23 protein-coding genes and 3 pseudogenes are annotated in these 23273 nt (G+C 53.7%); 12 read left to right on the top strand and 14 right to left on the bottom strand.

The genetic code is table 11. The features are described from left to right. Window positions 1–19 precede the first annotated feature (19 nt). From HX803_RS28095 to HX803_RS28085, 3 genes are read left to right on the top strand one after another with little or no spacing between them, the layout of a single operon-like run. Entirely contained in the window at window positions 20–1339 is a 1320-nt protein-coding gene (locus HX803_RS28095; protein WP_178925290.1) for a Rieske 2Fe-2S domain-containing protein, read from the top strand. Then, window positions 1339–2565 carry a Gfo/Idh/MocA family protein gene (locus HX803_RS28090; RefSeq protein ID WP_038850252.1) on the top strand — a complete coding sequence of 409 codons (1227 nt, stop codon included), beginning with the start codon at window positions 1339–1341 and terminating at the stop codon, window positions 2563–2565. The genes HX803_RS28095 and HX803_RS28090 overlap by 1 nt, the downstream gene beginning before the upstream one ends. Continuing rightward, window positions 2562–3554 (top strand): ABC transporter substrate-binding protein, encoded by a 993-nt coding sequence (locus tag HX803_RS28085; protein WP_038850253.1) that lies wholly within the window; start codon window positions 2562–2564, stop codon window positions 3552–3554. The genes HX803_RS28090 and HX803_RS28085 overlap by 4 nt, the downstream gene beginning before the upstream one ends. Before the next feature lie 360 nt (window positions 3555–3914). On the opposite strand, the gene HX803_RS28080 is transcribed toward HX803_RS28085, so the two are convergent. The 4 genes from HX803_RS28080 to HX803_RS28065 all read right to left on the bottom strand — a co-directional run bounded on the left by HX803_RS28080 (window position 3915) and on the right by HX803_RS28065 (window position 7911). Further along, window positions 3915–4658 carry a sulfite exporter TauE/SafE family protein gene (locus tag HX803_RS28080; protein ID WP_038850254.1) on the bottom strand — a complete coding sequence of 248 codons (744 nt, stop codon included), beginning with the start codon at window positions 4656–4658 and terminating at the stop codon, window positions 3915–3917. Window positions 4659–4899: 241 nt separating this feature from the next. Next, window positions 4900–6309 (bottom strand): MFS transporter, encoded by a 1410-nt coding sequence (locus tag HX803_RS28075; protein WP_038850255.1) that lies wholly within the window; start codon window positions 6307–6309, stop codon window positions 4900–4902. 237 nt (window positions 6310–6546) lie between these two features. Further along, on the bottom strand, window positions 6547–7374 hold the full coding sequence (locus tag HX803_RS28070; protein ID WP_038850256.1) for a sugar phosphate isomerase/epimerase: 828 nt from the start codon (window positions 7372–7374) through the stop codon (window positions 6547–6549). Window positions 7375–7398: 24 nt separating this feature from the next. After that, the gene (locus HX803_RS28065; RefSeq protein WP_152514758.1) at window positions 7399–7911 is read right to left on the bottom strand and encodes a hypothetical protein; all 513 of its coding nucleotides are present in this window, start codon (window positions 7909–7911) and stop codon (window positions 7399–7401) included. Window positions 7912–8312: 401 nt separating this feature from the next. On the opposite strand from HX803_RS28065, the gene HX803_RS28060 reads away from it, so the two are divergent. Continuing rightward, entirely contained in the window at window positions 8313–9140 is an 828-nt protein-coding gene (locus HX803_RS28060) for an IclR family transcriptional regulator (protein WP_038850257.1), read from the top strand. A gap of 160 nt (window positions 9141–9300) precedes the next feature. On the opposite strand, the gene HX803_RS28055 is transcribed toward HX803_RS28060, so the two are convergent. After that, window positions 9301–9846 carry a carboxymuconolactone decarboxylase family protein gene (locus HX803_RS28055; protein WP_038850258.1) on the bottom strand — a complete coding sequence of 182 codons (546 nt, stop codon included), beginning with the start codon at window positions 9844–9846 and terminating at the stop codon, window positions 9301–9303. A 34-nt stretch (window positions 9847–9880) separates the two neighbouring features. After that, entirely contained in the window at window positions 9881–10498 is a 618-nt protein-coding gene (locus HX803_RS28050; RefSeq protein ID WP_038850259.1) for a nitroreductase family protein, read from the bottom strand. A gap of 169 nt (window positions 10499–10667) precedes the next feature. On the opposite strand from HX803_RS28050, the gene istA reads away from it, so the two are divergent. From istA to HX803_RS28035, 3 genes are read left to right on the top strand one after another with little or no spacing between them, the layout of a single operon-like run. After that, entirely contained in the window at window positions 10668–12167 is a 1500-nt protein-coding gene (gene istA, locus HX803_RS28045; RefSeq protein ID WP_178925292.1) for an IS21 family transposase, read from the top strand. Further along, window positions 12160–12963, top strand: coding sequence for an IS21-like element helper ATPase IstB (gene istB / locus HX803_RS28040; protein WP_178925288.1), 804 nt, complete (start codon window positions 12160–12162; stop codon window positions 12961–12963). The genes istA and istB overlap by 8 nt, the downstream gene beginning before the upstream one ends. After that, on the top strand, window positions 12950–13198 hold the full coding sequence (locus tag HX803_RS28035) for a hypothetical protein (RefSeq protein ID WP_178925286.1): 249 nt from the start codon (window positions 12950–12952) through the stop codon (window positions 13196–13198). Before istB ends, HX803_RS28035 begins: the two co-directional genes overlap by 14 nt. Before the next feature lie 503 nt (window positions 13199–13701). Here HX803_RS28035 and HX803_RS28030 read toward each other — a convergent pair. After that, window positions 13702–15117 carry a cupin domain-containing protein gene (locus tag HX803_RS28030; protein WP_218647194.1) on the bottom strand — a complete coding sequence of 472 codons (1416 nt, stop codon included), beginning with the start codon at window positions 15115–15117 and terminating at the stop codon, window positions 13702–13704. 115 nt (window positions 15118–15232) lie between these two features. Between HX803_RS28030 and HX803_RS28025 the strand changes: the two genes are divergently transcribed. Beyond that, window positions 15233–15748, top strand: a complete 516-nt coding sequence (locus HX803_RS28025; RefSeq protein ID WP_038850261.1) for a YkgB family protein — start codon at window positions 15233–15235, stop codon at window positions 15746–15748. A 105-nt stretch (window positions 15749–15853) separates the two neighbouring features. Here HX803_RS28025 and HX803_RS28020 read toward each other — a convergent pair whose 3' ends face one another. The 5 genes from HX803_RS28020 to HX803_RS28010 form a co-directional block, all read right to left on the bottom strand. After that, window positions 15854–16681: an AraC family transcriptional regulator gene (locus HX803_RS28020; RefSeq protein ID WP_038850262.1), complete on the bottom strand. Its 828-nt coding sequence runs from the start codon at window positions 16679–16681 to the stop codon at window positions 15854–15856. A 176-nt stretch (window positions 16682–16857) separates the two neighbouring features. Further along, window positions 16858–17106, bottom strand: a complete 249-nt coding sequence (locus HX803_RS32990; RefSeq protein ID WP_305729226.1) for a hypothetical protein — start codon at window positions 17104–17106, stop codon at window positions 16858–16860. Then, window positions 17067–17333: a zinc-binding dehydrogenase gene (locus HX803_RS32985; RefSeq protein WP_305729225.1), complete on the bottom strand. Its 267-nt coding sequence runs from the start codon at window positions 17331–17333 to the stop codon at window positions 17067–17069. The genes HX803_RS32990 and HX803_RS32985 overlap by 40 nt, the downstream gene beginning before the upstream one ends. A gap of 372 nt (window positions 17334–17705) precedes the next feature. Next, on the bottom strand, window positions 17706–17771 hold the full coding sequence (locus tag HX803_RS33245; RefSeq protein ID WP_370589172.1) for a hypothetical protein: 66 nt from the start codon (window positions 17769–17771) through the stop codon (window positions 17706–17708). A gap of 226 nt (window positions 17772–17997) precedes the next feature. Beyond that, window positions 17998–18618: an aldehyde dehydrogenase family protein gene (locus tag HX803_RS28010; protein WP_200864556.1), complete on the bottom strand. Its 621-nt coding sequence runs from the start codon at window positions 18616–18618 to the stop codon at window positions 17998–18000. A gap of 71 nt (window positions 18619–18689) precedes the next feature. Here HX803_RS28010 and HX803_RS28005 point away from each other — a divergent pair. After that, window positions 18690–19543: pseudogene (locus tag HX803_RS28005) on the top strand (IS5 family transposase). Window positions 19544–19596: 53 nt separating this feature from the next. Here the strand turns inward: HX803_RS28005 and HX803_RS28000 are convergent. After that, a pseudogene (locus HX803_RS28000) lies at window positions 19597–20048 on the bottom strand (aldehyde dehydrogenase family protein); the annotation flags it as partial. 10 nt (window positions 20049–20058) lie between these two features. Here HX803_RS28000 and HX803_RS27995 point away from each other — a divergent pair. Then, window positions 20059–20415 (top strand): annotated as a pseudogene (locus tag HX803_RS27995) (plasmid pRiA4b ORF-3 family protein); the annotation flags it as partial. A 107-nt stretch (window positions 20416–20522) separates the two neighbouring features. Here the strand turns inward: HX803_RS27995 and HX803_RS27990 are convergent. Next, on the bottom strand, window positions 20523–21485 hold the full coding sequence (locus HX803_RS27990; RefSeq protein ID WP_080642444.1) for a LysR family transcriptional regulator: 963 nt from the start codon (window positions 21483–21485) through the stop codon (window positions 20523–20525). 350 nt (window positions 21486–21835) lie between these two features. Between HX803_RS27990 and HX803_RS27985 the strand changes: the two genes are divergently transcribed. Both HX803_RS27985 and HX803_RS27980 read left to right on the top strand, forming a co-directional pair. Next, entirely contained in the window at window positions 21836–22372 is a 537-nt protein-coding gene (locus HX803_RS27985; RefSeq protein ID WP_038850264.1) for a carboxymuconolactone decarboxylase family protein, read from the top strand. A 91-nt stretch (window positions 22373–22463) separates the two neighbouring features. After that, on the top strand, window positions 22464–23009 hold the full coding sequence (locus HX803_RS27980) for a carboxymuconolactone decarboxylase family protein (RefSeq protein WP_038850265.1): 546 nt from the start codon (window positions 22464–22466) through the stop codon (window positions 23007–23009). Window positions 23010–23273: the final 264 nt, after the last annotated feature.

The following is a 23273-nucleotide window of genomic DNA, read 5'->3' as shown; positions in this document are numbered from 1 at the left end:
TGAACGCTGGAGATATTACATGTTGACCCCTGAAGAGAACCTGTTGCTCTGCCGCGTCGAAGGTGACGCGCCGATGGGCCAGATGATGCGCCGTCACTGGACACCTGTGTGTTTGCTTGAAGAAGTCAGCGAGCCTGACGGCACGCCTGTCAGGGCCCGTCTGTTTGGCGAGGACTTGGTCGTGTTCCGCGACACCGATGGTCGCGTTGGTGTCATGGACGAGTATTGCCCACATCGCCGCGTATCGCTGCTCTACGGCCGCAATGAAAACTCGGGATTGCGCTGCCTCTATCATGGCTGGAAGATGGATGTGGACGGTAATGTGGTGGAAATGGTTTCCGAGCCTGCCGCCAGTAACATGTGTCAAAAGGTCAAACATACAGCCTACAAAACTCGTGAATGGGGCGGTTTCGTTTGGGCCTACATGGGACCACAGGACGCAGTTCCCGAATTTGTGCCACCGGCCTGGGCACCCCACGATAAGGTTCGAGTGAGCATCGCCAAGGCGATCATTCCTTGCAACTGGGCGCAGATCCTGGAAGGTGCCATCGACTCGGCACACAGCTCAAGTCTGTACTCATCTGACTTCGTTCCAGCACGGGTTGGAGGCGCTGAGGCGACCGCAAAAAAATGGTTACGACCTTCTACGGACAAAGCACCACGAATGCAGGTTGACCGCACCAGCTATGGCTTCCGTTATGCCGCTCTTCGCCGTCCCATTCAGAATGCAGCCACCAACGAGTATGTGCGATCTACAGTGTTCGTAGCCCCTGCAACCGCGCTGATTCCGCCGAATAACTTGTATAACGTGGCAAATATCAACGTACCCATCGACGACACCCACACAGCCTTCTATTTCATGGCCTGGGGAAATCCCGATAACACCCCGGAAACCGAAACCTGGCGCAAGTTCCTCGGCCAGCAGCCCGGCATTGATCTGGACAGCGGCTACCGTCCGCTACGTAACAACGAGAACCATTTCTGGCAAGATCGTGAAGCTATGAAGAACGGTAATTTTACCGGCATCAAAGGCTTCCCCAATCAAGATATTGCTATGTGGGTGACCATGGGGCCTATCGCCAACCGATCCGATGAGCGCTTGGGCGCCAGTGACCTTGCAGTAGTGGAGTTCCGCCGAGTGATGCTTGATGCCCTGGCAGCATTCCAAGCGGGTGATACCGCTATCGGTACGGGTGAAAAAACGATCCCTTCCAGTATCTGTTCGTTTCAAGCGATCGTGCCCAAGGACATCGACTGGCGTGAATATAAAAGTCATTACGTATGGGCTGGCGGCGATGCCAATATGGTAGCCGAGCCTGATTACGAGGTCCGTGCGTGATGGCCAGCAACGCAGAATCTTCGCGGCGGCTGCGCCTAGGCATAGTCGGTCTAGGTCGGGCATTCACCCTCATGCTGCCAACCTTCCTGGCCGACCGACGCGTTCAATTGGTGGGCGCCTGTGACCCGCGGGCGCAAGCCCGTGAGCAATTCGAAAGGGATTTTGATGCTCCTGCCTTCGAGACCATCGAAGCCTTGGCTGCCGACAGTAACGTCGACGCCTTGTACATCGCTAGCCCGCATCAGTTTCACGCTGAGCACACCCATATAGCCGCCGCTCATCGCAAGCACGTGCTAGTCGAAAAACCCATGGCGCTGTCTCTCGACGAATGCGATCGGATGATCGCCGATTGCGCCGATGCTGGCGTGAAGCTGATCGTTGGACATTGCCACAGTTTCGATACCCCCTACCTGCGTACCCGGGAGTTGATCGGTAGCGGCAAGTTTGGCGCAGTGAAGATGATTCAAGCGCTGAACTACACCGACTACCTGCTGCGTCCTCGCCGCCCGGAAGAGCTCTCCACCGCTGAAGGCGGCGGAGCAGTATTCAGCCAGGCAGCACATCAAGTAGATGTGGTCCGTTTGCTAGCTGGCAGTCGCGCTACCCGTGTCCGCGCGGCAGTGGGTAACTGGGACCGCGCCCGGCCAACTGAAGGCGCCTACACAGCCACTCTATGGTTCGAGAATGGGGCATTCGCATCCATTACCTACAACGGCTACGGACACTTCGACTCCGACGAGTGGATGGGGTGGATTGGGGAAATGGGCAAGCCAAAAAGCCCTGAAGCTTACGGCGGCGCCCGTCGATTGTTGCAGCAGGTGCAATCGGCAGATGAGGAGGCGCGACTCAAAGCTGAGAGCACTTATGGCGGTACACGCTACGTCAGCCCCTCTCCTACCGACGACGCGATGGCCTTCCAGCATTTCGGCCCGATTATTGTGTCGTGCGAAGGTGGCGACCTTAAGCCCGTGGCGGATGCCATCATGCTCTACGGCCCGAATAGTCGTAATCGACTGATGCTTGAACGGCCAGCGGTGCCGCGGTCCGAAGTCATAGACGAGCTGTATCTGGCTCTGTTTTACGGGATCACGCCGCTGCATGACGGTGAATGGGCTCGCGACACTTTAGAGATCTGCCTTGCCATGCTGCGATCCAACGAAGAACAACGCGACGTCACACTGGGTATGAATGCTGCAGTCACTCAAATTTGCGAGAACCAATTATGAACAAATTGAACCTATCCATAGCTGTGGGCAATTATGATCGCATTCGGCCATTGGTGGACGACGAAGTACAGATCGATGGGGTCGACCCAATCTTTATGCTGCAAGATCCCGAAGAGATTTTCTTTCGGGCATTTCGCCATGCTGACTACGACATCTGCGAGTTATCGTTGAGCAGTTACAGCGTTAAAACCGCAGCGGGCACCAGTCCCTATATTGCTGTCCCTGTCTTCCCATCCCGCGCGTTTCGTCACTCTTCGATTTACATCCGCAATGATCGCGGAATTGAGTCTGCGGCAGACCTCAAGGGCAAACGGATCGGGGTGCCGGAGTACCAGTTGACGGCGAACGTATGGGTTCGGCTGTTCCTGGAAGAAGACCATGGTTTGAAAGCCTCGGACGTCACCTGGGTTCGTGGTGGGTATGAAGAGGCCGGGCGTCTGGAGAAAATTGTTCTGAAGCTACCGGCAGATGTCATCGTCGAGAACGCCCCAGAGACTGAAACGCTTTCTGGCATGCTCGCCTCCGGTGAACTGGATGCCGTGATCGGTCCACGTGCACCTTCCTGTTTCACTCAAGGTCATCCTAGGGTCAGCTATCTTTATCCTGATCCTCAAGGAGCGGCCTCGGACTGGTATCGCCGCACTCAGCTATTCCCGATCATGCACTTGCTAGGGGTCCGGCGCACGCTCGCCGAGCAGCACCCATGGTTACCCGGGGCCATAGCCAAGGCATTCGAAAAGTCCAAGTCTGTGGCACTGCGCAAATTGAGCGACACCTCCGCTACCAAGGTAACGTTACCGTTTATCGAGGATCAGTTAAGAGCGGCCCGCCAATTGCTCGGTGAAGACTTCTGGTCCTATGGTTTCGAAGCAAATCGTCATGTACTCAGCCGCTTCCTAGAACGCCATTACGCAGAAGGATTGTCGTCGCGCTTACTTCAGCCCGAGGAGCTGTTCCATTCAGCTTCGTTGGAGAGTTTCAAGATTTAACGGAAGTCGTAGCGAAGGTTTAGTGCACTGAGCATGTTAATAAATTTTGTGACTGTCCCTATCGTGCGGGTAGATGGCGGTCACGATTTTTTTACATCTACCCCCCAGCGCCAGCCGCTCAACCAAGTCGATCGCCTTTTTCCACTCCTTCCCTTTCAACGAATGGAAGCATTGCAGCAAATCAGGATGACTGCTTGTAAAACACGAGAGGCAAGCCTGGATGAATCCATTTATGCAGCGGAGAACCGTGTGAAGGTACTCCTATCATTACCCTGACAGTATCTGGAGCAGACTCGACGGGGGACGTATTCTTTTTCGTACTAAACTCGCAATTATCCAACCGTCAATGGAGTTAATCGATTAGTTGTGTACCGCGTCCGCCAGCAGCTTGATGGATACCAAAAACAGGCTGAGCTGCACAATGCGGTAAAACCAAATATCGGAAATTTTCCGCGTAAGGTAAGCACCAGCCACCGTACCTATCAGAGCAAATGGGATCAGTACCATGGCATCCAACAGCGTTTCATGGGAGTACGGACGCAAGTTCTGGTAAGGAACAATCTTTGCGGCGTTGATGACCGCAAAAACAATAGTGGCGGTTCCGGCGAACTCGGCCTTGGCTAGTTTTTGCGGCAGCGTGAATATCTGAAACGGTGGCCCGCCAGAATGGGAAATGAAACTGGTGAAGCCCGCCAGCGTGCCCCAGAACCAGCCCTTGGCACGGTCTGCAGGCTGCGGTGCCCCATCGGTTGGCTTGCACAGCCACACATTCAGACAAAAGGCTACGCCCATGGTGCCGATCAGGAAGGTGACGACCTGATCCGACACGATAGATGCGGTCAGCCAACCTGCCAACACACCGACGATGCCCGCAGGGATCAGTATTCGCAGATTAGCCTTGCTAAAGTCACGCCGATACAGGTAAACCCCCAACCAATCAGAAATCACAAAGATCGGCAACAACAATGCCGCCGCCTTAACCGGCGACATCACCAGTGACAGCAGTGGCACGGCTAACATGCTGATACTAGGCAAGCCCCCCTTTGACAAACCCACCAGGAAGGCTGCAAGTACGGTTAGAAAAAAGTAGGTGTCCAGGTTCAAGGTTTAGGCGCCGTGATAGCGAGCATCAATACCAGGATCCTTTCCGGTCCCTGGCAATGCCACATGATTAATCTTGTCATTCCATCCCCAGTCTTGACTCGCTGAAATTGCGAACTTGAGCTCAGAATCTACCGTGGCCATTCCCCTCAGAACCGCAAGCCTCGCCAAATTCCTGCTTTCAACACGTTAATGGGAGTCCATCGGGCCTTGCATTACGCCGAAGCCCGGTGGAAGCCAGAACTCAGGTAGATGCCTTGGCCACCCGCACGTCGACCACAGCCTGTTCTCGAAGCCGTTCGTACTCCTGCTCAGGAACAGGAACCGCGTCGGGATTGCCCAGATCGTTCAAGGGGATTCGGGAGGTTTCTCTGGCGGTCCAGGCTGCGATTGCCGCGACCACCGTCACGCCCAGGGTGATCGCCCCGATGGTCATCGGAACGTTGACCGAACCTGGCGGAGCAACAACGACGAATAGCGCCGGAAGCATGGCTGTGGCGGCGGTGCCGAGGTTCTGGGAGATGGCCATGCCCGAGACACGGGTGCGAGTCGGGAACATTTCCGGGTAGAAACTCGGGAAAACCGCGTTGTACCCTTGATAAAGGACTCCCCACATCAACAGTGACGTCACGATCGCCAACGAGATGCTATGAACGCTGATGGCATAGAGATATACGAACGACAGCAATCCTGGAGCGAGTGCACCGATGATGATCAGCGGCCTACGGCCGAACTTGTCTGACAGGTTGCCGGCTAGCGGGGTGATGAGCACGGCGACAATATTGCCCATGACCGAGATCCATAGGTAAACTTCCTTCTCGAATCCGATGCCATAGCCCGGCTGGACCGCGTAAGCCGCTCCGAAAATCGTTGTTACCACTGGAATGACGTTCATCAAAGAACAACACATCACTCGCAGCATGTCCTTCCAGCTCTCTGTAACAACCTGAATAACCGGCGCCTTATAGGCCGCACCGCGTGCGCCCTCTTCAGCGAATGCAAGTGACTCGTCGACCTCGCGGCGGATGATGTAACCCGCGACGATGACAATGAAGCTGAGCAGGAAAGGGATGCGCCATCCCCAAGCATTGAACGCCTCAGTGGGCATGTAGTAAGCGAGTGGCAGGAAGACCGCTGCAGCGAAAATCTGTCCCGCTTGTACACCCTGCATTGTGAAGCTGGCGTAGAAACCGCGTCGGCCAAAAGGCGCGTGTTCGAGAATCATTGAGGTGGCGCCCGATACCTCTCCAGCCACTGCGAAGCCCTGTATCAGTCGTAGCAAGACGAGAAGCACAGGGGCAAGCACGCCGACCTGTTCGTAAGTCGGCAACAGCCCGACGCCCATCGTCGAAAAGCCCATGAGAAACATGCACAAGACCAGCACCTGCTTGCGCCCATGCGTGTCACCCCAGTGCCCGAGAAAGAAGGCACCAATCGGGCGAGCGATGTAACCCACACCATACGTCGCCAATGACGCGATGAGGACAAGCTTGGGATCCTTATTGGGAAAAAAGATCTGGGGAAAGATCAGCGATGCCGCTGTGGCGTAAATGAAGAAGTCGTAAAACTCCAGTGCCGATCCAATCCAGCCGCTGGCAGCAGCCTTCTTGATCTGTTGTTTCGCGCGGTGCGCATGGTCCGAGGCGTCTGCCATTATTGTCTCCAGTATTTTTATTTTGAGAGTCGGCTGATCAAGGTCTAGCGTGCGACGACAGCGAATACGCTGCCTTCGTGTGATACATCCAATGCCTTACATCTATTGATACTTCCGTAAATCATGACAACCAGCGGCCGCATCGAGTGTTATCCAGGCAGGAACAAATCGGGGGGATATTGGTGCCGCACAAAAAACGATTAAATCGCACGCGCTTTGCAGCAAACGCAGATCCCGCTATTGAGCAGCATGGGCTTTCGCCAGGATCTCGAGCGTAGTGGCCCGAAGCATGCGCGCGCGTGCCACCGGTGCAAGCAGACCAGGCAAGCCATGAAGTGGTACTTCGATGGAGATAACTGTCTCGGGGGGAAGGGCTCGTATCATCGGAATAAGATCGAGACCGCCCTTTCCGGGAGGGAGCCGCGCGCTCCGTGCCTGAAACAACAATTCCTCTTCAGAAACCGGCGCCTTTGACGGTGCATCGCAGATCTGGAAATAGGCCCACATATTCTTTGGTAGTAGCGCGAGATCCTCTGGCGTGCCGCCTGAGCGGGCAAGGTGAATCGCGTCCACTACAACCCCGCCAGCCCCCGCGGCTTCAACTACGCGACATGCGGAAGGCAGGTTCTTGATGCCTCTCCATGGCATGAACTCTAAGCCCATGAGCAATCCGTAACGTTCTCCAATAGCGCTCAGTTCGCCGAAGCGCCGAGCAACTGCAGCCTCGTCGTCGCTATCTCCAGCTACAAGTACATGCTTTGCGCCGAGCATCTCAGCAGCAGCAAGTAACGGCTCCAGGTCAGCAGGCCTGGTGCCTGGCGTAAGGCGAACCAACTCTACGTCATGTACACAGACCCCTCGGTCGCGCATCCGCGCCAGGGTGTCGCGCATCATCGGTGTATTACCAATCATGGGGTGCAGGCGCTCCTCCGTCGAAGCAGGCGCGAGCCTCATGCTGACATAGGAGAATCCGGCGTCAGCTGCGGCGTCAACCAACTCGGGAGGTGTCAGTTCGATCAAACTCAAATGCGCCAGGCAAAGTGTGTGCGACGTGCTGTTGTTCATGGTTTTAAGCTCCCTGTGGTGCACTCAATAAACATCTGTGGGTATCGCAGAATAGGAAAGCGAATAGAAGTCGCTCTTTTGATCCGGCTGTGCGCCCAGGCTTACGAGTGAAGATTCGGAAAGCTCGAAACTATTTAGAGCCTGCACCGCATCCGTGTCGTATCCACAAACAACCAACGCCCAATCCGCAACCTCGTCTGCCGTACCACGAATCTTTTGCTCCGTTGTCTGGGCGATCAAAGGCGTCTCGTGTATCAGTAGATGCGCACCTGTAATTCCAGGACGAACAGATAGCTCTTCGATGAGTGCCTTCAGAGATTGTCGGAGCTCGGCCTCACGTTCGCGCTTCGGGGAGAAACGGATAGTCAATGCGTTGCGCGCCACACCACCGCCGCGCGATTCAAGAACATGCGATTGACTGCGCACCATATTTCTGTGATGCGGCATCAACTTGATCGACCAGGGAGTGGGTGCATTCAAGCGTTCAAGGTATGAGGGCGACGACAAGACGCCGAAGCTCTCCAATTCGTACATCACGAATATACCCTCCCCACCGTTCACACAGGACCACCTCGAACTACGGTGGAATCCAGGGATGCCAAGCCGCTCGGGGAAATGCTCATGGGAATGCCAATGCTCGAAGTCTTCTCGCATATCTGGAGCCATGTTCCACCACATGGCGAGGGCCGCGTTTCCAAAAAGAGACATCGTCGACGACCTCAGTTCATGCCGCGTACGCGTGCTGTCGAGCCGAGCAATCCGGTCGCCTCGAACCCTGCCACCAAGGAGCTGCGCAGTGTGTTTATATTGTACATTCAGAGTCGTCCTCATAGTCATTAACCCAGAACGCTCTGGGCCGGTGAGATCGGACAATACACAAAACTTGAATAACTTTCAAAATTATTATAATATTCAAACTTTGAATTAGAGGAGTTTTTATGAGCGGAGCACTGGAAAAATCACTGGATATCCTCGAGTACCTCACCGACTATCCGGACGGAGTCGCCCTGGCTCAGATCTCAACTGATTTGAACCAGCTGCGCAGTGGCTGTCACAGGGCGCTGCACGAATTGATTCGTTACGGCTATGTGCGCCAAATGCCGCAACGCGGCGACTATGCGCTCACCACAAAAATGGCATCGATGGGTCTCAGCTTTTTGAGCAAGTCGGGCGTTCTGGACATTGCCCAACCGGTAATCGATCGACTGGCTCAAACGACCGCTGAACTTGTTCGGCTGGGCATCGTCGATGAGGATCGGTTGACGCTGGTGGCAAAGGCGCAGGGCGCGAAATCCGGCCTCCTGTATGACCCGGACATGGGCATAGATTTGAAGTTGTCCTGCAGTGCGGCAGGCCAGGCCTGGCTCATGACGCTACCCGAGGATGTAGCCATCGAGTACGTGACACGACAGGGGATTGGCAAGCCAAAAGACTTCGGACCAAACGCACCGACATCCATCAAGGCCTTGCTGAAGGTGCTGGATGAGCATCGCGGACGTGGATACAGCATTATCCTGGACGCCTATGCCCTGGGCATGAGCTCCATGGCTGCACCCATCAAGCGTGCTAACGAGCCTGCGACAGGCGTCGTCGTGATCGCAGGCCCCTCCTCCCGCCTAACGTTGGAACGAATGCAAGAGTTTGGACCAGCACTTTTAGCGGCCGCGGACGAACTGGCAGTGGCAGGAAACTCTTCAGCACTCTTGAAATCTGCAAATGTGGGCACTTGGGGCAACGTGGTCATTAAACGCGACACTAAGAGGTAATGTTGTCCCGATAGGGCAAACAGTGGCTGATGTTCATAGTGAGAAAGCCCAGATGCGGTCCCAAGAGTCTTTCCTGAGTGCATCTGGGTTTCATCGTCATGCCCGTATCACGATAACTCTCCAAACACCTTAGGAGAGGGTCGACACGACCGGATAGACGTCAGATCGATCCAGCCGGCGTAACGGCAGGAAAGTCTTTCTCGGGATCGAACACGTTATTGAAAAAGTTCGTCAGGGAGTACATGGCCACCAACGCGATAATTTCCATGACATTCGCATCTGTGTAGCCTGCGTCGCGGACGGCTTTCAGATCAGCATCACTGACCTTGCCGCGAGTCTCGATGACTTTGTGCGCGAACTGAAGGGCAGCGTTGCGCTTGGGGTCGGTAGCCTGGCCCTTGCGAGCGAGAATGACTTCATCGGCCGGCAGTTTGGCCATATGCTCGGCCGTAAAGCTGTGAACGGTCAGGCAATAGTTGCAGCCATTCGCTTCGGAAACGGCGAGACCGATGCTGTCACGCGTCTTTACATCGAGCGCTTTACTCATGGAGCCGAGCAGGGTCGCCCATGCGTTGAACGCGATTGGGCTCTGCGCGAAGGTAGCCATCATATTGGGAGTGAACCCGGTGTTCTTGGTGAACGCATCGAGAGTCGGTTTCGAATCAGCCGGCACTTGTTCCGGCGTTAGAACTGCACTTCTAGACATCGTAGTCTCCGTAACTTACTGGTTTAACTGACAATTAAATGAGATCCAACACTTCATCCAACGGACGGCGTGGTTTTTGCGCCCAGTTTCCCGAACGCTCCGCGCCGATGGACAACAACATGACCGGCACTTCGTTTTCAGCCAGTCCAAACTCACGGACAACCCCTTCGGCATCGAAACCGATCATTGGGGTCGAACCCAAGCCTAGCGAGCGGGCGGCATAAATGATCGCCGACGCACCGAAGGTAGCCGTGCGTACTGCCTCATCGCGCTGACGCTGCGGGTGCTCCAGATACAAGTCGCGTGCAGGGAGTTCCCAATCCGACACCATCGCCGCAGGCATGACGCCCGCTTCGACCAACGGCGCAAGACGCTCCGGGATTACACTGGAATCGGCCAATTGACTGCAGATGATGAAAGTGACGGCAGCTTCAGTGATCGCCGGCTGACTCCAGGCAATCGGACTCAACCGTGCTTTGGCTTCTGGCGTGCGCACAGCAATAAAGCGCCAGTTCTGTAAGTGAAAAGATGTTGGCGCGCTGGCGCCGATTCGCACCAACTCGCGGATTTGGTCGTCGCTCAAAATAGCAGTAGGGTCGTAATATTTCGCGGCGCTGCGGCTGAGGATATTTTTGATAACGGCGTTAGACATGCTGATTCCTATATGTGAAAAGTTTGGGTGCGCTATACGTTTATGAGCTATCAGTGTTGCCGCTGACCGAAAACTGACCCAGTAAAGGCTGTTCTGCCGACTGAAAACTGACCCAGGTGTTCAACTACTTCTGCTCACTTTCCGAGCAGGAGAACACAGGGTGATCAGCATGGAAATGTTGGGGAAAATTCGGAGGATGTACTTTCGCGACAAGCTGTCGCTGCACCAGATCGCCAAGCGTACCGGGCTGTCGAGAAACACCATCCGAAAATGGGTCAGAGCACCCGAAGCCACTCAGCCGGCGTACCAGCGGTGCGTAACCTTCAACAAACTCAGCCCATTCCACGAGACGCTGGAGCAGGCGCTGAAGGCTGATTCGTTTCGGGCAAAGCACAACCGCAGGAGCGCCAAAGCACTCTTTGAGCAGATCAAAGCCCAGGGTTATGACGGCGGCTACAGCCAGCTCACAGCCTTCATCCGCTCGTGGCGCGGTGAGCAAGGCAAATCGTTACGGGCCTTTGTGCCGCTGACGTTTGCACTCGGTGAGGCTTTTCAATTTGACTGGAGCGAAGAAGGTCTGCTGATCGGCGGCCTGTTCCGACGCATCCAGGTCTCCCACATGAAGCTGTGCGCCAGTCGCGCGTTCTGGTTGGTTGCGTATCCCAGCCAAGGCCACGAGATGCTGTTCGATGCCCATACGCGCTCGTTCGGTGCGTTAGGTGGGGTGCCACGTCGCGGCATCTACGACAACATGAAAACGGCTGTCGACAAGGTTAACAAGGGCAAAGGCCGCACGGTCAATGCTCGGTTTTCCGTGATGTGCGCGCACTACCTGTTCGATCCGGACTTCTGCAATGTCGCCTCGGGCTGGGAAAAAGGCATCGTTGAAAAGAACGTGCAAGACAGCAGACGACGCATCTGGCTCGACGCTCAAGACTGCATGTTTCACACCTTCGAAGAATTGAATGCCTGGCTCGGCCAACGCTGTCGTGCACTCTGGAGCGAGCTGGTGCATCCGCAGTACAACGGGCTGACGGTGGCAGAGGTCTTGGAGCTAGAGCGGGTCGAAATGATGCCGATGCCGACGGCTTTTGATGGCTACGTCGAGCGCACCGTACGGGTCTCCAGCACCTGCCTGATCAGCGTGGCGCGAAATCGATATTCGGTGCCTTGTGAGCGCGTCGGCCAGTGGGTCAGCAGCCGTCTGTATCCTTCTCGGATCGTGGTCATCGCCGATGAAACGATGATCGCCAGCCACGAGCGTCTGTTTGATCGAGATCAGGTCAGTTTTGACTGGCAGCATTACATCCCACTCATCGAACGCAAACCCGGTGCGCTGCGCAATGGCGCGCCGTTTGCCGATCTGCCTAAGCCGTTGCAGCTTCTCAAGCGAGGCCTGAGACGTCACAGCAACGGTGATCGAATCATGACGCAGGTACTGGCTGCTGTGCCCATCGCCGGTCTCGACCCGGTGCTCGTGGCGGTAGAACTGGTGCTTGAGTCGGGAAGCTTGAGCGCCGATCACATCCTGAATGTTCTAGCTCGACTGACCTCCACTGCACCACCTCCTTCCGTAGAAACCAACCTGCAACTCAAGGTAGCGCCTGTCGCCAATACGGCGCGCTACGACCGGCTCCGTACAACCGATGAGGAGAATCGCAATGCGTGACCTAATGGCGGAACTCAAAGAGCTGCGTCTGCATGGCATGGCCAGCGCTTGGGAAGAACTGGCTTCTCAAGGAGAAGCCTCGACGACGTCGTCGAAGTGGCTGCTCGAACATCTGCTCCAACAAGAACAAGCAGATCGCGCCGTACGCTCAGTGAACCACCAGATGAACATGGCCAAACTGCCTATGCATCGTGACTTGGCAGGCTTCGACTTCAGCGCTTCCAGCGCAGATGCCCGTCTGGTCAAAGATCTGTCCAGCTTGGAGTTCACAGAGACCGCGCAGAATGTCGTGTTCATCGGCGGGCCAGGAACCGGCAAAACACATTTGGCCAGCGCCCTGGCCGTGTCCGGAATCACGACCCATAACAAACGCGTGCGCTTCTTTTCCACAGTGGATCTGGTCAATCTGCTGGAGCGTGAAAAGTACGACGGCAAGAGTGGCCGAATCGCTCAAGGGCTGCTTCGGACAGACCTGGTGATACTCGATGAACTGGGGTATTTGCCCTTCAGCCAGAGCGGCGGCGCGCTGTTATTTCACCTGCTGTCCAAGTTATACGAGCACACCAGCATTGTGATCACGACCAACCTCAGCTTCTCGGAATGGTCGAGTGTGTTCGGCGACGCCAAGATGACCACAGCGTTGCTGGATCGGTTGACACACCATTGTCACATCGTCGAAACGGGCAACGAGTCCTACCGCCTGCAACACAGCACTCTGGCCGCGCAGACAAAGATCAAATCACGTGAACGAAAGCGCAAGGACGAAGACGGTATCGAGGACGATGAACCGTTTTGATCTGCACCATAAACACCCTGCCGCATGCCTTTATGCGGTGGGGCTTGATGACCGTTCAACCGGAACACTGCTGCTAAGCTTATTCACAATTGCTGGGACAAAAAACAGCAATCCGCCCTGGGTCAATTTTCAATCGGCAGGGTGGGTCAGTTTTCAATCAGCGCCAACACTATCAGGCGAAATTTGGGCGATTGATGCCCTAGTCGCCCGGCAAAGTGGCCTACTTAGAAACTGACAATTGATGTTGGTAGCGTTAGTGCCGATGACCGAACAGAGCGAATCGATAGTTATCGATATCGCACCTAACTGGATGTCTAGGTAACCAGAGCACCTGAAGTCGGATTGAGATAGCAGTACGTAGAGTTCACGCTTGTGACACAGCTATGAACAATTTTCCTTGCCAGCATCCAGGTATCAGTCGTTATGCCGCAGGAGAACTCTATGGCGGGAATAGCAATTCGGCTCATGGTGTGACTCCTTCATCAGGTGGTTAGGAGTCCCCACTTTAGGCTGATGCGGTGTTCATTTCGAGACTGTATTAGCTCAATAAAATGCTCAAAAGGATCAACAGAAGAGCAATTGACCTTCATGGTCGAAGCGCAGCAGGACACAACTCATTTCGTTGAAATCGAAATACATATTATGCGGGTATAGCCGTGCATGTCGCTCGTTAAGAAGACGCTGCACCTCACCAATGGGGCTAGTGGCTTTGCAGTCTACATACCGAAACGGAGCGTATTACTCGACACCACGGGCTTGGCGGCGCCACTGTCCCACAGTCATCCCCATCGTTTCCGCGAATACACGCCGGAAAGCCGCTACAGATCGATAGCCGACCGCCTCAGCCACAGCCTCGGAAGTCAACGATGGCTTCTTCAGTTCGTTAGCGGCCAAGCTCATCCGGATATCGGTGAGCAACTCGATAGCGGAGCGTCCCAGCTTGTCCAGAAAATGTCGCATGAAGGTGGCCCGTGACATGCTGCACAAATCGGCTAGATCAGGCACGGTCCAGGCACGTGCCGGATCGGCAAACAAGGCTGAAATAGCAGGAGCCCATCGGGGATGACCAGCCAGTGCCAACAACCCTATTGGAGCTCGCTCGGATTCACTAGCCGTACGTAATACCAGTGTGAACAGCGCCGAAGAAAGCGCATTGAGCATGGCGTTTCCGCCCGGTTTATCTCCTCTGGATTCCACACGCATCAGCCCAAGAAGGCCGGCTAGGTGAATCGAGGCGGACCCGATGTCTTCATCATCAGGATCGCAAATAGCGCGCACCACCAAATTTTTGGGAAGGTAATTGTGAATCAACCGATCATGAGGTGGCTCGATGAAAAATCTTCCACACAACATATCCAAGTGCTCGTCACCGCCATCATTCTCACTGAGCGTCCACCCCCCAAGACCTTGATGATTGCAGGTGGGTTTAGGCTCATTTCCGCTGCCATCGTGCAACATGTGCGCCGACCCATGCGGCAACAGCACGATATCACCAGGTCCCAGATCCCTTGTCGTCCCAGTCTCTGGATCCTCTATAACGGCCCGCCCTTTGAGCACGATGTGGTAAGGAATTTCATGAGCCGCGGACTGAACCCTGTCTACACGCCACGGTGCCCCGTAGGCGCAACGGAACTCCAACTGGCCTGTGATGGTGATCATTTTCAGAAGATGGCTGAGCCAGTCGATTTGGGACATAGGAACTCGATACTGAAAGCGTTCTAGCATCTTATCGCGGTTGCACACTACTGCACTGGTCCGCTTCGCCAGAAGCAAGGAAGAAAAGAAGAAAAGAAGAAAAGAAGAAAAGAAGAAAAGGCCCGACTGTTGCGCGTCGTAAACAGGTGGGAAACGTTGCCACGGTTTCCAACGCAAAATATCAGACCAAGGCCATCGGCTTGTTCGGCGACCAAGCAGCTCAAGGTGCCCGTCCAGAAACAATCGACCAATGAAGCGGCATATCACCTCGTTGATCAACTGATCCCATAGGCAACAGGAAACTCCTTTTCCAGGCTTTGTACCAAACCCCAAAGGCTTGCAGCCAATCAAACACCGGTCGAGCATCAGATGGCTAAAAAGACGTTGTTCGAGACGATCTGCACCAAATACTGCACGTTTGGAGCACATTGATTTCCACTTAAAGGTAACAATCTCCACACCCCCAACGTACTAACCCCGTTGGATTTAAAACGACATACGGACAGTCAGAAACAAGCAACCTCTGGGCTGACGTCATGCCAAACCCGTTACCAACTATTTGGAATTCAATCTCATGAAAACTCTGACTGCTGCAAATTACACAGTGGACGGCAATACTCAGAAACGTTCATTGGGCGTCACCACAATGAACCTAGGGGTTTTTGGTGTTTATGTCGCTCTTGCCGTGATTTACTTCTGGTTCGGGGGTATGAAATTTACCCATTATGAAGCGCAAGGTTTGGTTCCATTGGTTGGCAATAGCCCATTGCTCGGCTGGGTATATAAGATTTTCAGTGTCGACACCTTTTCCGGTTTGCTGGGTATTCTTGAGGTGTCCATCGGAGCACTGATACTGGGTCGTTTCGTTTCTCCGAAGCTTTCTATCCTCGGAGGTGCTCTATCTGCCGGTTTGTTTGTCACGACTGTAAGCTTTATGCTTTCAACTCCAGGCGTGTTCGAACCCGGACTTGGTTTTCCAGCCATCACTATTGCTCCAGGTCAATTTCTGCTCAAAGACATTGGTTTGTTAGCCGCCTCGATTTTCGTGGCCGGGCACTCGTTAGTTGAACTTGAATCCCGCTCTAATTGATTGATGATCACCTCAATGGCCTGAGTGCGAACCGTACTCAGGCCAGTGTTTGTGCACGTTCATAGGCCGTTGTTACCTCTCAGAAAAAATCTTTAACCATACCCCTCATAGACCGTTAGCACTTTTAATCCATTCACGGGGACTGACCCCCGTTTTTCTGCGAAATGCTCGTGCCAGAGCCGACGGACTGTCATAACCTACCTCTTCAGCAATCAAATTGATGGCTCGGCCTTCTCGCAATAGCCTCTGAGCCAGACTGACCCGCCAGCTCAATAAATACTCTGCAGGCGTTTGTCCTATGACAGTTCGAAAATGCGCCGCATAGGCCGAACGTGACATGTTAGATTCATCCGCCATCTCGGCAATTGACCAAGGATGATTGGGTGCGTCGTGGACGCGCAGCAAGGAGTGTGCAAGTCGAGGGTCTGCCAATCCTGCCATCAAACCTGTATGCAATTGATTCTGATCCAGCAGATGGCGGAACAACAATATAATCAGCAACTCGAACAGCCGATTGATTACAGCCTCCTTACCACACCGGCCCTCAGCCGCCTCTGCGAACATCCACGTCAGTGTGGTAGCCAGCAATGGTAATTCATCCAAAGGCAAAACAAGCATGTCCGGTAGCGAAGCTGAAAATGGGTTGTCGATGCCACCTTCAAACTCCATGGAAGCGCAGAGAAGCTGAGCGTCGTCAAACTCATGGGCAAACAAGCGGTGTCGACACGGCCGCGGCAGGAATATCAAGCTGGGCTTGGTCAGTACCGTATCGCGCTTGTCAATACCTTGCATCGTTACCGTACCCGCCTGCAACAGATGGATATGACCACGCTGATCAAGGTCACCGTAGGTTTGAACTCCACAAAGCTTGTCGTTGTAAAAAAGGTTCGCGCGAACGCCAAATCGAGACAGCAATGTAGACAGACGATCCATAATCAATCCTCAACCGATGAAATCTTGCTGCCCATTGTCGGTCGAGTATTTAAAAAACACCATTGAAGTATCGATGGCAGCCTTGTCCTTCCATTTGGTGCCAATGATGAACCCTACCGTAAGAGCTTGACCGTAAGAATGCCTTAAGCGGTGTAGCCGATTGAGGGTGTACGTGATCAGAGTTCGGCGATGTGTAGGATGGGCTTGAGTGTGATGCCCTTTGTGCTGCCCTCGGCGGCTTGGTTGATCTGTTCGAATGGGTAGAATTTGACCAATCGGTCGAATGGAAACCGCCTTTGTTGAAACAGCTCGACAAGTTGAGGAATGAATACCTGGGGTACACTGTCACCCTCCACGATGCCTCGGATGCTGCGTCCACCCAATATCAGACTGTTAATATCGAAGCTCGCCTTCGTCTCAAGCATTGGCGCTCCGACGATACCCAATGTACCCAGCCCACCAAGCGCCTCGATACTGGCTTCAAGGACTTCCGGCGTCCAGTGGATTCGAGTGGGAAATCGGCACCGCCGCTTGTTATTTCTCGCGCAGACTCGATGATCTCAACCTCTCGGCTGTTTAGGGTATGGGTAGCACCTAATTCGATGGCAAGCTTCACCCGAGAAGGCACTACATCGACCGCAATGATAGTCATGGCACCGGCAATGCGCGCAGCGATCACGGCACTCAATCCCACTGCTCCATCGCCATAGGCGACGAAACTGCTATCAGAACGAACCTTCAGTGAATTGATAACAGCGCCTGCACCTGTTTGGATGCCGCAGCCCAAGGGGCCTAGCAACGCCAGCGGTGCTTCAGACGGTACTTTGATTACATTTCTCTGGCGGGCTAGTGCGTAGGTTGAGAACGAAGACTGGGTGAAAAAATGGTCATGCCGCGGCTCGCCATTCTCGCTATGCAAAGCAATGTCTCCGTCCGGCCCCGCACCGCCAAAGTTATGCTCGTAGAAACTCTTGCAATACGTTTCATGACCACTTACGCAAGGCGCGCAATGGCCACAGGCACCCTAGGTCAATACCACATGATCCCCAACCTTCAGGTTCTTGACGTTTGGCCCTAGCGGTTCGACCACGCCTGAGCCCTCATGGCCGAGCACTGCCGGTAACGGCACCAGATATGTTAATCACGCACGATCAGGTCCGTGTGGCACATGCCCACGGCGACTACCTTCACCAATACTTCGTCTTCGAGGTGCACGAATGTAGGGCGTTTCAATGGAAAAAAGGTTGGCCGGGAGTTCGGACCACCACGACGGTGACCGCGCGTCGATCTGCACTTTATGCATAATGACTTCCTCTTCAGATGGGATAAGCAGGTGCTTCGCTCTTGATAGTGAGCCACTGCCAGTGAGTAAACGCCTCCCAGTTGGCAGGGCCTCCAATACTTGTCCCGTTACCGGAAGCGCCGACCCCACCGAACGGATTGACGACTTCGTCGTTGACGGTCTGATCATTGATATGTAACAAGCCAGTATGCAAGCGCTCGCCAAGCTTGAGCTCCCGCCCGAGGTTACTCGAGATGACTGCCATCGACAGACCGTATTCGGTGTCGTTGGCTAGCGTGATTGCGTCTTCGCCAGTGGCGAAAGGGGTCACCACTGCCACTGGCCCGAAGATTTCTTCGCAGAACGCAGGGTTGTCCGAAGTCACGTTGCTAAGCACTGTGGGTGACAGGAACAGCCCCTCATAGTGACCACCAGCCTGCACGGTTGCACCCGCTTGACGAGCTGCTTCGATAATACGTAGCGCATTGTCGCGTTGGTGTTCATTGATCAACGAACCTATCTGCACATCCGTACGAACCGGGTCGCCAACGCGCAGACTACGCGCCTTGGTTGTCAGCTTATCGATGAACTGCTCGTAGATGCCGCGCTGTACCAGCACGCGGCCCGTGGCCATGCAGTTTTGGCCATGATGCAGATAGACATCCTAGGCTCTGTACGAAAAGTCTGAACAGGTAAAATAGCCGTCATGATTGGCTGGGGACCTGCATGGCAAAACGTTACGAACTCCCCGATGCAGCCTGGGATCTGGTTGCCGATATATTCACGCAAACCCGCCGTACTGGGCGCCCATGAGCCGATGATCGCTTAATGCTTAACGGCATCCTCTGGGTACTCTGCTCTGGCGCGGCCTGGCGAGACATACCCGAACGATTCGGCCCTTGGTCAACGGTGTATCAACGTTTTCGCGACTGGCGCGATTGTGGCGCTTTCGATCAGATGCTCAAGCCTCTTCATATTCGGTTGAATGAGCAGGGCTTGATTGATCTGGACACCTGGATGATCGACTCCAAGGCCGTTCGCGCAACCCGAGCCTCATCAGGCGCCGGGAAAAAAGGGGGCCTGATGAACCACAAGATCACGCGCTCGGACGCAGCCGGGGCGCCCTGACAACCAAAATCCACATGCTATGCGACGCCAATGGTGTGCCGCTGCGCTTCCTGTTGTCAGGCGGGCAAGCCAGCGATATTGCCTATGCTCAACCATTACTGGATAAGGCTTGTATCCCAAGCTTACGTGGCCGTCCCCGCAAACGCTGCCGATGGCTATTGGCCGACAAGGGATACGATGCTCAAGCCCTGCGCCGGTACTGTGATCGTTATCGAATGCAAACGGTAATCCCCTTGCGCAGTATGAAGCGCAAACCCAAACCGGGCTTGCCCAGGCTGTTCGATCGGCCCAAGTACCGACAGCGCAATACCATCGAGCGCATGTTCGGGTGGCTGAAGGAGAACCGCCGCATCGTTACGCGCTTCGACAAGCTCACGACAAGTTTTACTGCGATGATCTCATTGGCCTGTTCCATGCGATGCGTAAGGCAATACTTTTCGTACAGAGCCTAGGCCGCGTTGATGACAGTAAGATCCAAGTCGGCATCGTAGAGCACGATCAACTAATTTTTGCCACCCAACTCCAACGATACCTTCTTCAGATTACGTCCGGCAGCTTCCCCCTCTTTGCTACAGGCCGCAGTGGAACCCGTGAACTGGATCATCCCGATATTGGGATCACAGGTCATGGCTGCACCAGTAGCGCCATCGCCAGGAAGAACTTGCAGCACGCCGGCCAGCAGGCCAGCCAATTCAAACAGGCGTGCGATCACGAAACCGCCGCATACTGCGGTACGCGGATCTGGCTTGAGTATCACGGCGTTGCCTAGTGCAAGCGCCGGAGCAACCGCACGCATGGCAAGGTAACGCGGAAAGCGGAAAGGTGAAAGGTGAAGGGTGAGATTCCCCATATCACACCCAGGGGGCGCCGGCGAGCCAAGCTCAATTGACCAGACTGCGAAGGAAGTATTTCTCCCGTGCTTCGGGACGGAGGGGAAGCCGCCTCGTGCAACGACTTGGTCAACAATTACGGCACTCCCGACCCCGATGGATGGGGCCTACCGGTGAACTCCGATGCCCGCAAAACCCTGATCAAAGCGTTGAACGGGAAAAAGACGTTTCGCTACCTCTATGACTTCGGCGATGGCTGGAATCACCAAATCAAAGTTGAAAATAAATTACCCGCTGTGGCATGCCCTCAGGTGCAGAATTGCATCGAGGGCGCCAATGCTTGCCCGCCGAAAGACATCGGCGGCAGGCAAGGTTATGCCGATTTCCTTGAAGTGATGGCTGACCCCAACCACCCAGAGCATGAACACATGATGGAGTGGCATGGCGGTACTTTCGATCCAACGCATTTTGAATGGGAGCGCGTCAATCAATAGTTGAAGGAGATTAAGGTCTGAGTTTCAAGGCGGTGAAGCTTGGACGGTTACGCATCTCGGGTAAAATTCCCATATTAATATTGTCGACCGAATGCATACTTAAATAACTACAAGCCAGGGTATTCGGGCACCGGGGTGCTCATTCCTGTCCGCAATCTATCTTTATCGCCGAGCAAGGCAACTCTGAGGCGCGGTACAACAAAATCAAAAAAACTACGAGTTTTAACGGGTAGTGGTATCTGACCGGCGTGAACTAAATTAACTGGTATCGGCGTGGGTTCGAATTCACGAAGAACTAATCGTAATCTTTGTTGTTCGACTACATGGGCAATTTGATATGATAAAATATGAGTTAGTCCTACGCTCGCAATAGCAGCATCAATAGCGGCCTCAGCAGTGTTTACTGAAAGACGAGGTTTTACCGTGATGGTTAATAAATCCGTCGGCATTGCAGCAGAGGTGAAGCTCCACATGGGACCAGAGGGTAATCCTTCGAAACTGACACATGTATGCTCCATGAGGTCATTAGGATGTGTTGGCTTGCCGTGACTGGCCAGGTATTCCGGGCTCGCGCAAACTACTCGGCAAACAGTACCAACTTGGGTGGCCACCATGCTACTATCTGGTAATTTTCCTACTCGTAAAGCCGCATCGATATGATCATCTACAAGGTGCATTGATTTGTCAGATAATATCAATCGGATATTAATTTTAGGAAATGAGGCCAAAAAATCATTAATGATTGGCAAGAGATGAAGACGCCCAAAGACGACTGGAGCAGTAACGACCAACTCACCTCTAGGGGTCGTGTATTCGCCAGATACAGAGCGTTCTGCTTCAGTCACTTGATCGATTATCTGCTTACAAGACTGGAGGTAGGTCAATCCAGCTTCAGTCAGCGTCAAGCTACGCGTAGAACGCACCAATAGCCGAACCCCTAGATGCTCCTCTAAAGCCGCGAGTTTTCGGCTGACTGTTGGCAGCGGAACCGAGAGCTTGCGACTTGCAGCAGAGAAGCTCCCAGCTTCCACGGTAGCTACCAAGATGGCCATCGCTTCAAGACGATCCATTTTGTTAATCCTCTCAGAAAGGAACACATTTTGGCATTGATCAATAACCTACCAGTCACTTTTACGCAGGTAAAGGTGCCGTTTCAGTTGTGCAAATTACTGTGTGATCATGTATTTTGAGCAAGAAATTATGTGTTTTTGCAGGCCATTTTTCATTTTTAACTACACAGTCAATTTTTAGCGTGACTAATATTTCCTGGGCGCTATGGTGCGTCGTGCATGTCACGGTCGTCAATTGCCTTCGACTCTCATTTTTTGAAAGGGTTCTTCTTGAAATTCCCGGCTTATCACCGGCTTTTTGACTCGCTAGACTAAGCGAATCACAACATAGTCCTCACAGGTGGAAAAATATGTCACGCGTTGAAATCCCGAGCCGGGAAAACACCCCGCCAGAGACCCACGCAACGCTGGATGCAATCGGGAAGCGCCTTGGTTTTTTTCCGAACCTGTACCGGCTCACAGCGATTAGCCCCAAAACCCTTGCGGCGTTGGTGGGAATGCAAACTCCGTTAATGAAAGTACTGGACCTGAAAACACGTGAGCGAATTGCGCTTATTGTATCAGAGGTTAACGGATGCGCTTACTGTGTGGCTGCTCATACCTTTGTTGGGCTGAACCTGGCAAAAGACAGTCCAGAAGAAATCGAGCTTGCACGAAAAGGGCAGTCGACCAATCCGAAGATTCAGACCATCATTCAATTCGCTGCAAAAGTTGCGGAAATGCGTGGGCACGTAAGTGAGGACGAAATTGCTTGCGTACGGGAAGCGGGGTATTCCGACGCGGAGATTATAGAAGTCATAGGTCTAGTAGTACAGTTCAGTTTCACCAATTACATAAATAACGTGTTCGATACTGATATTGATTTTCCGACGAACACATTAGTCTAGGCACTTGAACAATCATATAAGGCGGTCGCTACGATAGAGTCATACCTCATTTTCGATAAGCTACTGCTAAACATCCTGCCGAGGTGCAGCCATGACCCGCACTATAATTCCGACACGAGACAGCGCAAGGGATGAGGTGCGTCCTGCGTTTGATGCCGTTTACAAAAAATTGGGTTTTGTACCGAACGTGCTGCGTTTGACATCACTTTCACCCAGCGCGCTCACGGCCTTAGACAAAATGCAGAAGTCGTTGGACGACAGCTTCGATGCAAGGCTTCGCGCCCACGTGGCGCTCGCAGTGTCTGAAGTAAATACATGCCTGTATTGCCTGGCGACACATACCTATATAGGTATGAATTTCGGAAGAATGTACCCGAGTGACCTGTTACGTGCCCGACGGGGTATGGCGAGCGACCGGAAAATGGCTGCAGCGGGGCAGTTTGTCAAACAAGTTGTCACTACTCGCGGGCACGTCGCTGAAGCGGAGCTCACACGCATTCGCGAAGCGGGTTTCACCAATGAGGAAATATTGTCCATCATCGGTTTAAGTGTTCAATATATGTTTACCAACTACATCAACAATGTCTTTGACACAAAAATTGACTTTCCCACGGTAGAAGTGTTGAATCCGAGCTGACATACATCAGAATTAGTCCAATCCAATCATTAGCGCGTTGCTAGCCAACGCCGCGCTCTCATCGAGCTGGCTCGGTAAACTTTGTCGCCTGGTTCATCCTGAATCCCTGTTGTTCATGGCGGTCGTTCGTGGACGCTGTTCGCCTTTCGAGGGGCCTAACTTCATCTCCGACCAGTGCACCGTGCTTCACCCAAAAAAACAGCGATATCTAACACGCCGATGATCGAAGCCAGCATCCAATGCCGCCGGGTAAAGTTCTAAATT

Source organism: Pseudomonas sp. P7548, assembly GCF_013386585.1.
In the GTDB taxonomy this organism is placed as follows: domain Bacteria; phylum Pseudomonadota; class Gammaproteobacteria; order Pseudomonadales; family Pseudomonadaceae; genus Aquipseudomonas.
Note: the sequence above shows the minus strand (reverse complement) of the source record. Positions and strands in the feature narration are given on the sequence as shown.

What these genes read in the sequence shown, in the direction of transcription:
- HX803_RS28095 (WP_178925290.1), top strand. Translation starts at nt 20, where the DNA reads ATGTTGACCCCTGAAGAGAACCTGTTGCTCTGCCGCGTCGAAGGTGAC.
- HX803_RS28090 (WP_038850252.1), top strand. Translation starts at nt 1,339, where the DNA reads ATGGCCAGCAACGCAGAATCTTCGCGGCGGCTGCGCCTAGGCATAGTC.
- HX803_RS28085 (WP_038850253.1), top strand. Translation starts at nt 2,562, where the DNA reads ATGAACAAATTGAACCTATCCATAGCTGTGGGCAATTATGATCGCATT.
- HX803_RS28075 (WP_038850255.1), bottom strand. Translation starts at nt 6,309, where the DNA reads ATGGCAGACGCCTCGGACCATGCGCACCGCGCGAAACAACAGATCAAG.
- HX803_RS28070 (WP_038850256.1), bottom strand. Translation starts at nt 7,374, where the DNA reads ATGAACAACAGCACGTCGCACACACTTTGCCTGGCGCATTTGAGTTTG.
- HX803_RS28060 (WP_038850257.1), top strand. Translation starts at nt 8,313, where the DNA reads ATGAGCGGAGCACTGGAAAAATCACTGGATATCCTCGAGTACCTCACC.
- HX803_RS28055 (WP_038850258.1), bottom strand. Translation starts at nt 9,846, where the DNA reads ATGTCTAGAAGTGCAGTTCTAACGCCGGAACAAGTGCCGGCTGATTCG.
- HX803_RS28050 (WP_038850259.1), bottom strand. Translation starts at nt 10,498, where the DNA reads ATGTCTAACGCCGTTATCAAAAATATCCTCAGCCGCAGCGCCGCGAAA.
- istA (WP_178925292.1), top strand. Translation starts at nt 10,668, where the DNA reads ATGGAAATGTTGGGGAAAATTCGGAGGATGTACTTTCGCGACAAGCTG.
- istB (WP_178925288.1), top strand. Translation starts at nt 12,160, where the DNA reads ATGCGTGACCTAATGGCGGAACTCAAAGAGCTGCGTCTGCATGGCATG.
- HX803_RS28035 (WP_178925286.1), top strand. Translation starts at nt 12,950, where the DNA reads ATGAACCGTTTTGATCTGCACCATAAACACCCTGCCGCATGCCTTTAT.
- HX803_RS28025 (WP_038850261.1), top strand. Translation starts at nt 15,233, where the DNA reads ATGAAAACTCTGACTGCTGCAAATTACACAGTGGACGGCAATACTCAG.
- HX803_RS28020 (WP_038850262.1), bottom strand. Translation starts at nt 16,681, where the DNA reads ATGGATCGTCTGTCTACATTGCTGTCTCGATTTGGCGTTCGCGCGAAC.
- HX803_RS32990 (WP_305729226.1), bottom strand. Translation starts at nt 17,106, where the DNA reads ATGCTTGAGACGAAGGCGAGCTTCGATATTAACAGTCTGATATTGGGT.
- HX803_RS32985 (WP_305729225.1), bottom strand. Translation starts at nt 17,333, where the DNA reads ATGACTATCATTGCGGTCGATGTAGTGCCTTCTCGGGTGAAGCTTGCC.
- HX803_RS27990 (WP_080642444.1), bottom strand. Translation starts at nt 21,485, where the DNA reads ATGGATCGTCTTGAAGCGATGGCCATCTTGGTAGCTACCGTGGAAGCT.
- HX803_RS27985 (WP_038850264.1), top strand. Translation starts at nt 21,836, where the DNA reads ATGTCACGCGTTGAAATCCCGAGCCGGGAAAACACCCCGCCAGAGACC.
- HX803_RS27980 (WP_038850265.1), top strand. Translation starts at nt 22,464, where the DNA reads ATGACCCGCACTATAATTCCGACACGAGACAGCGCAAGGGATGAGGTG.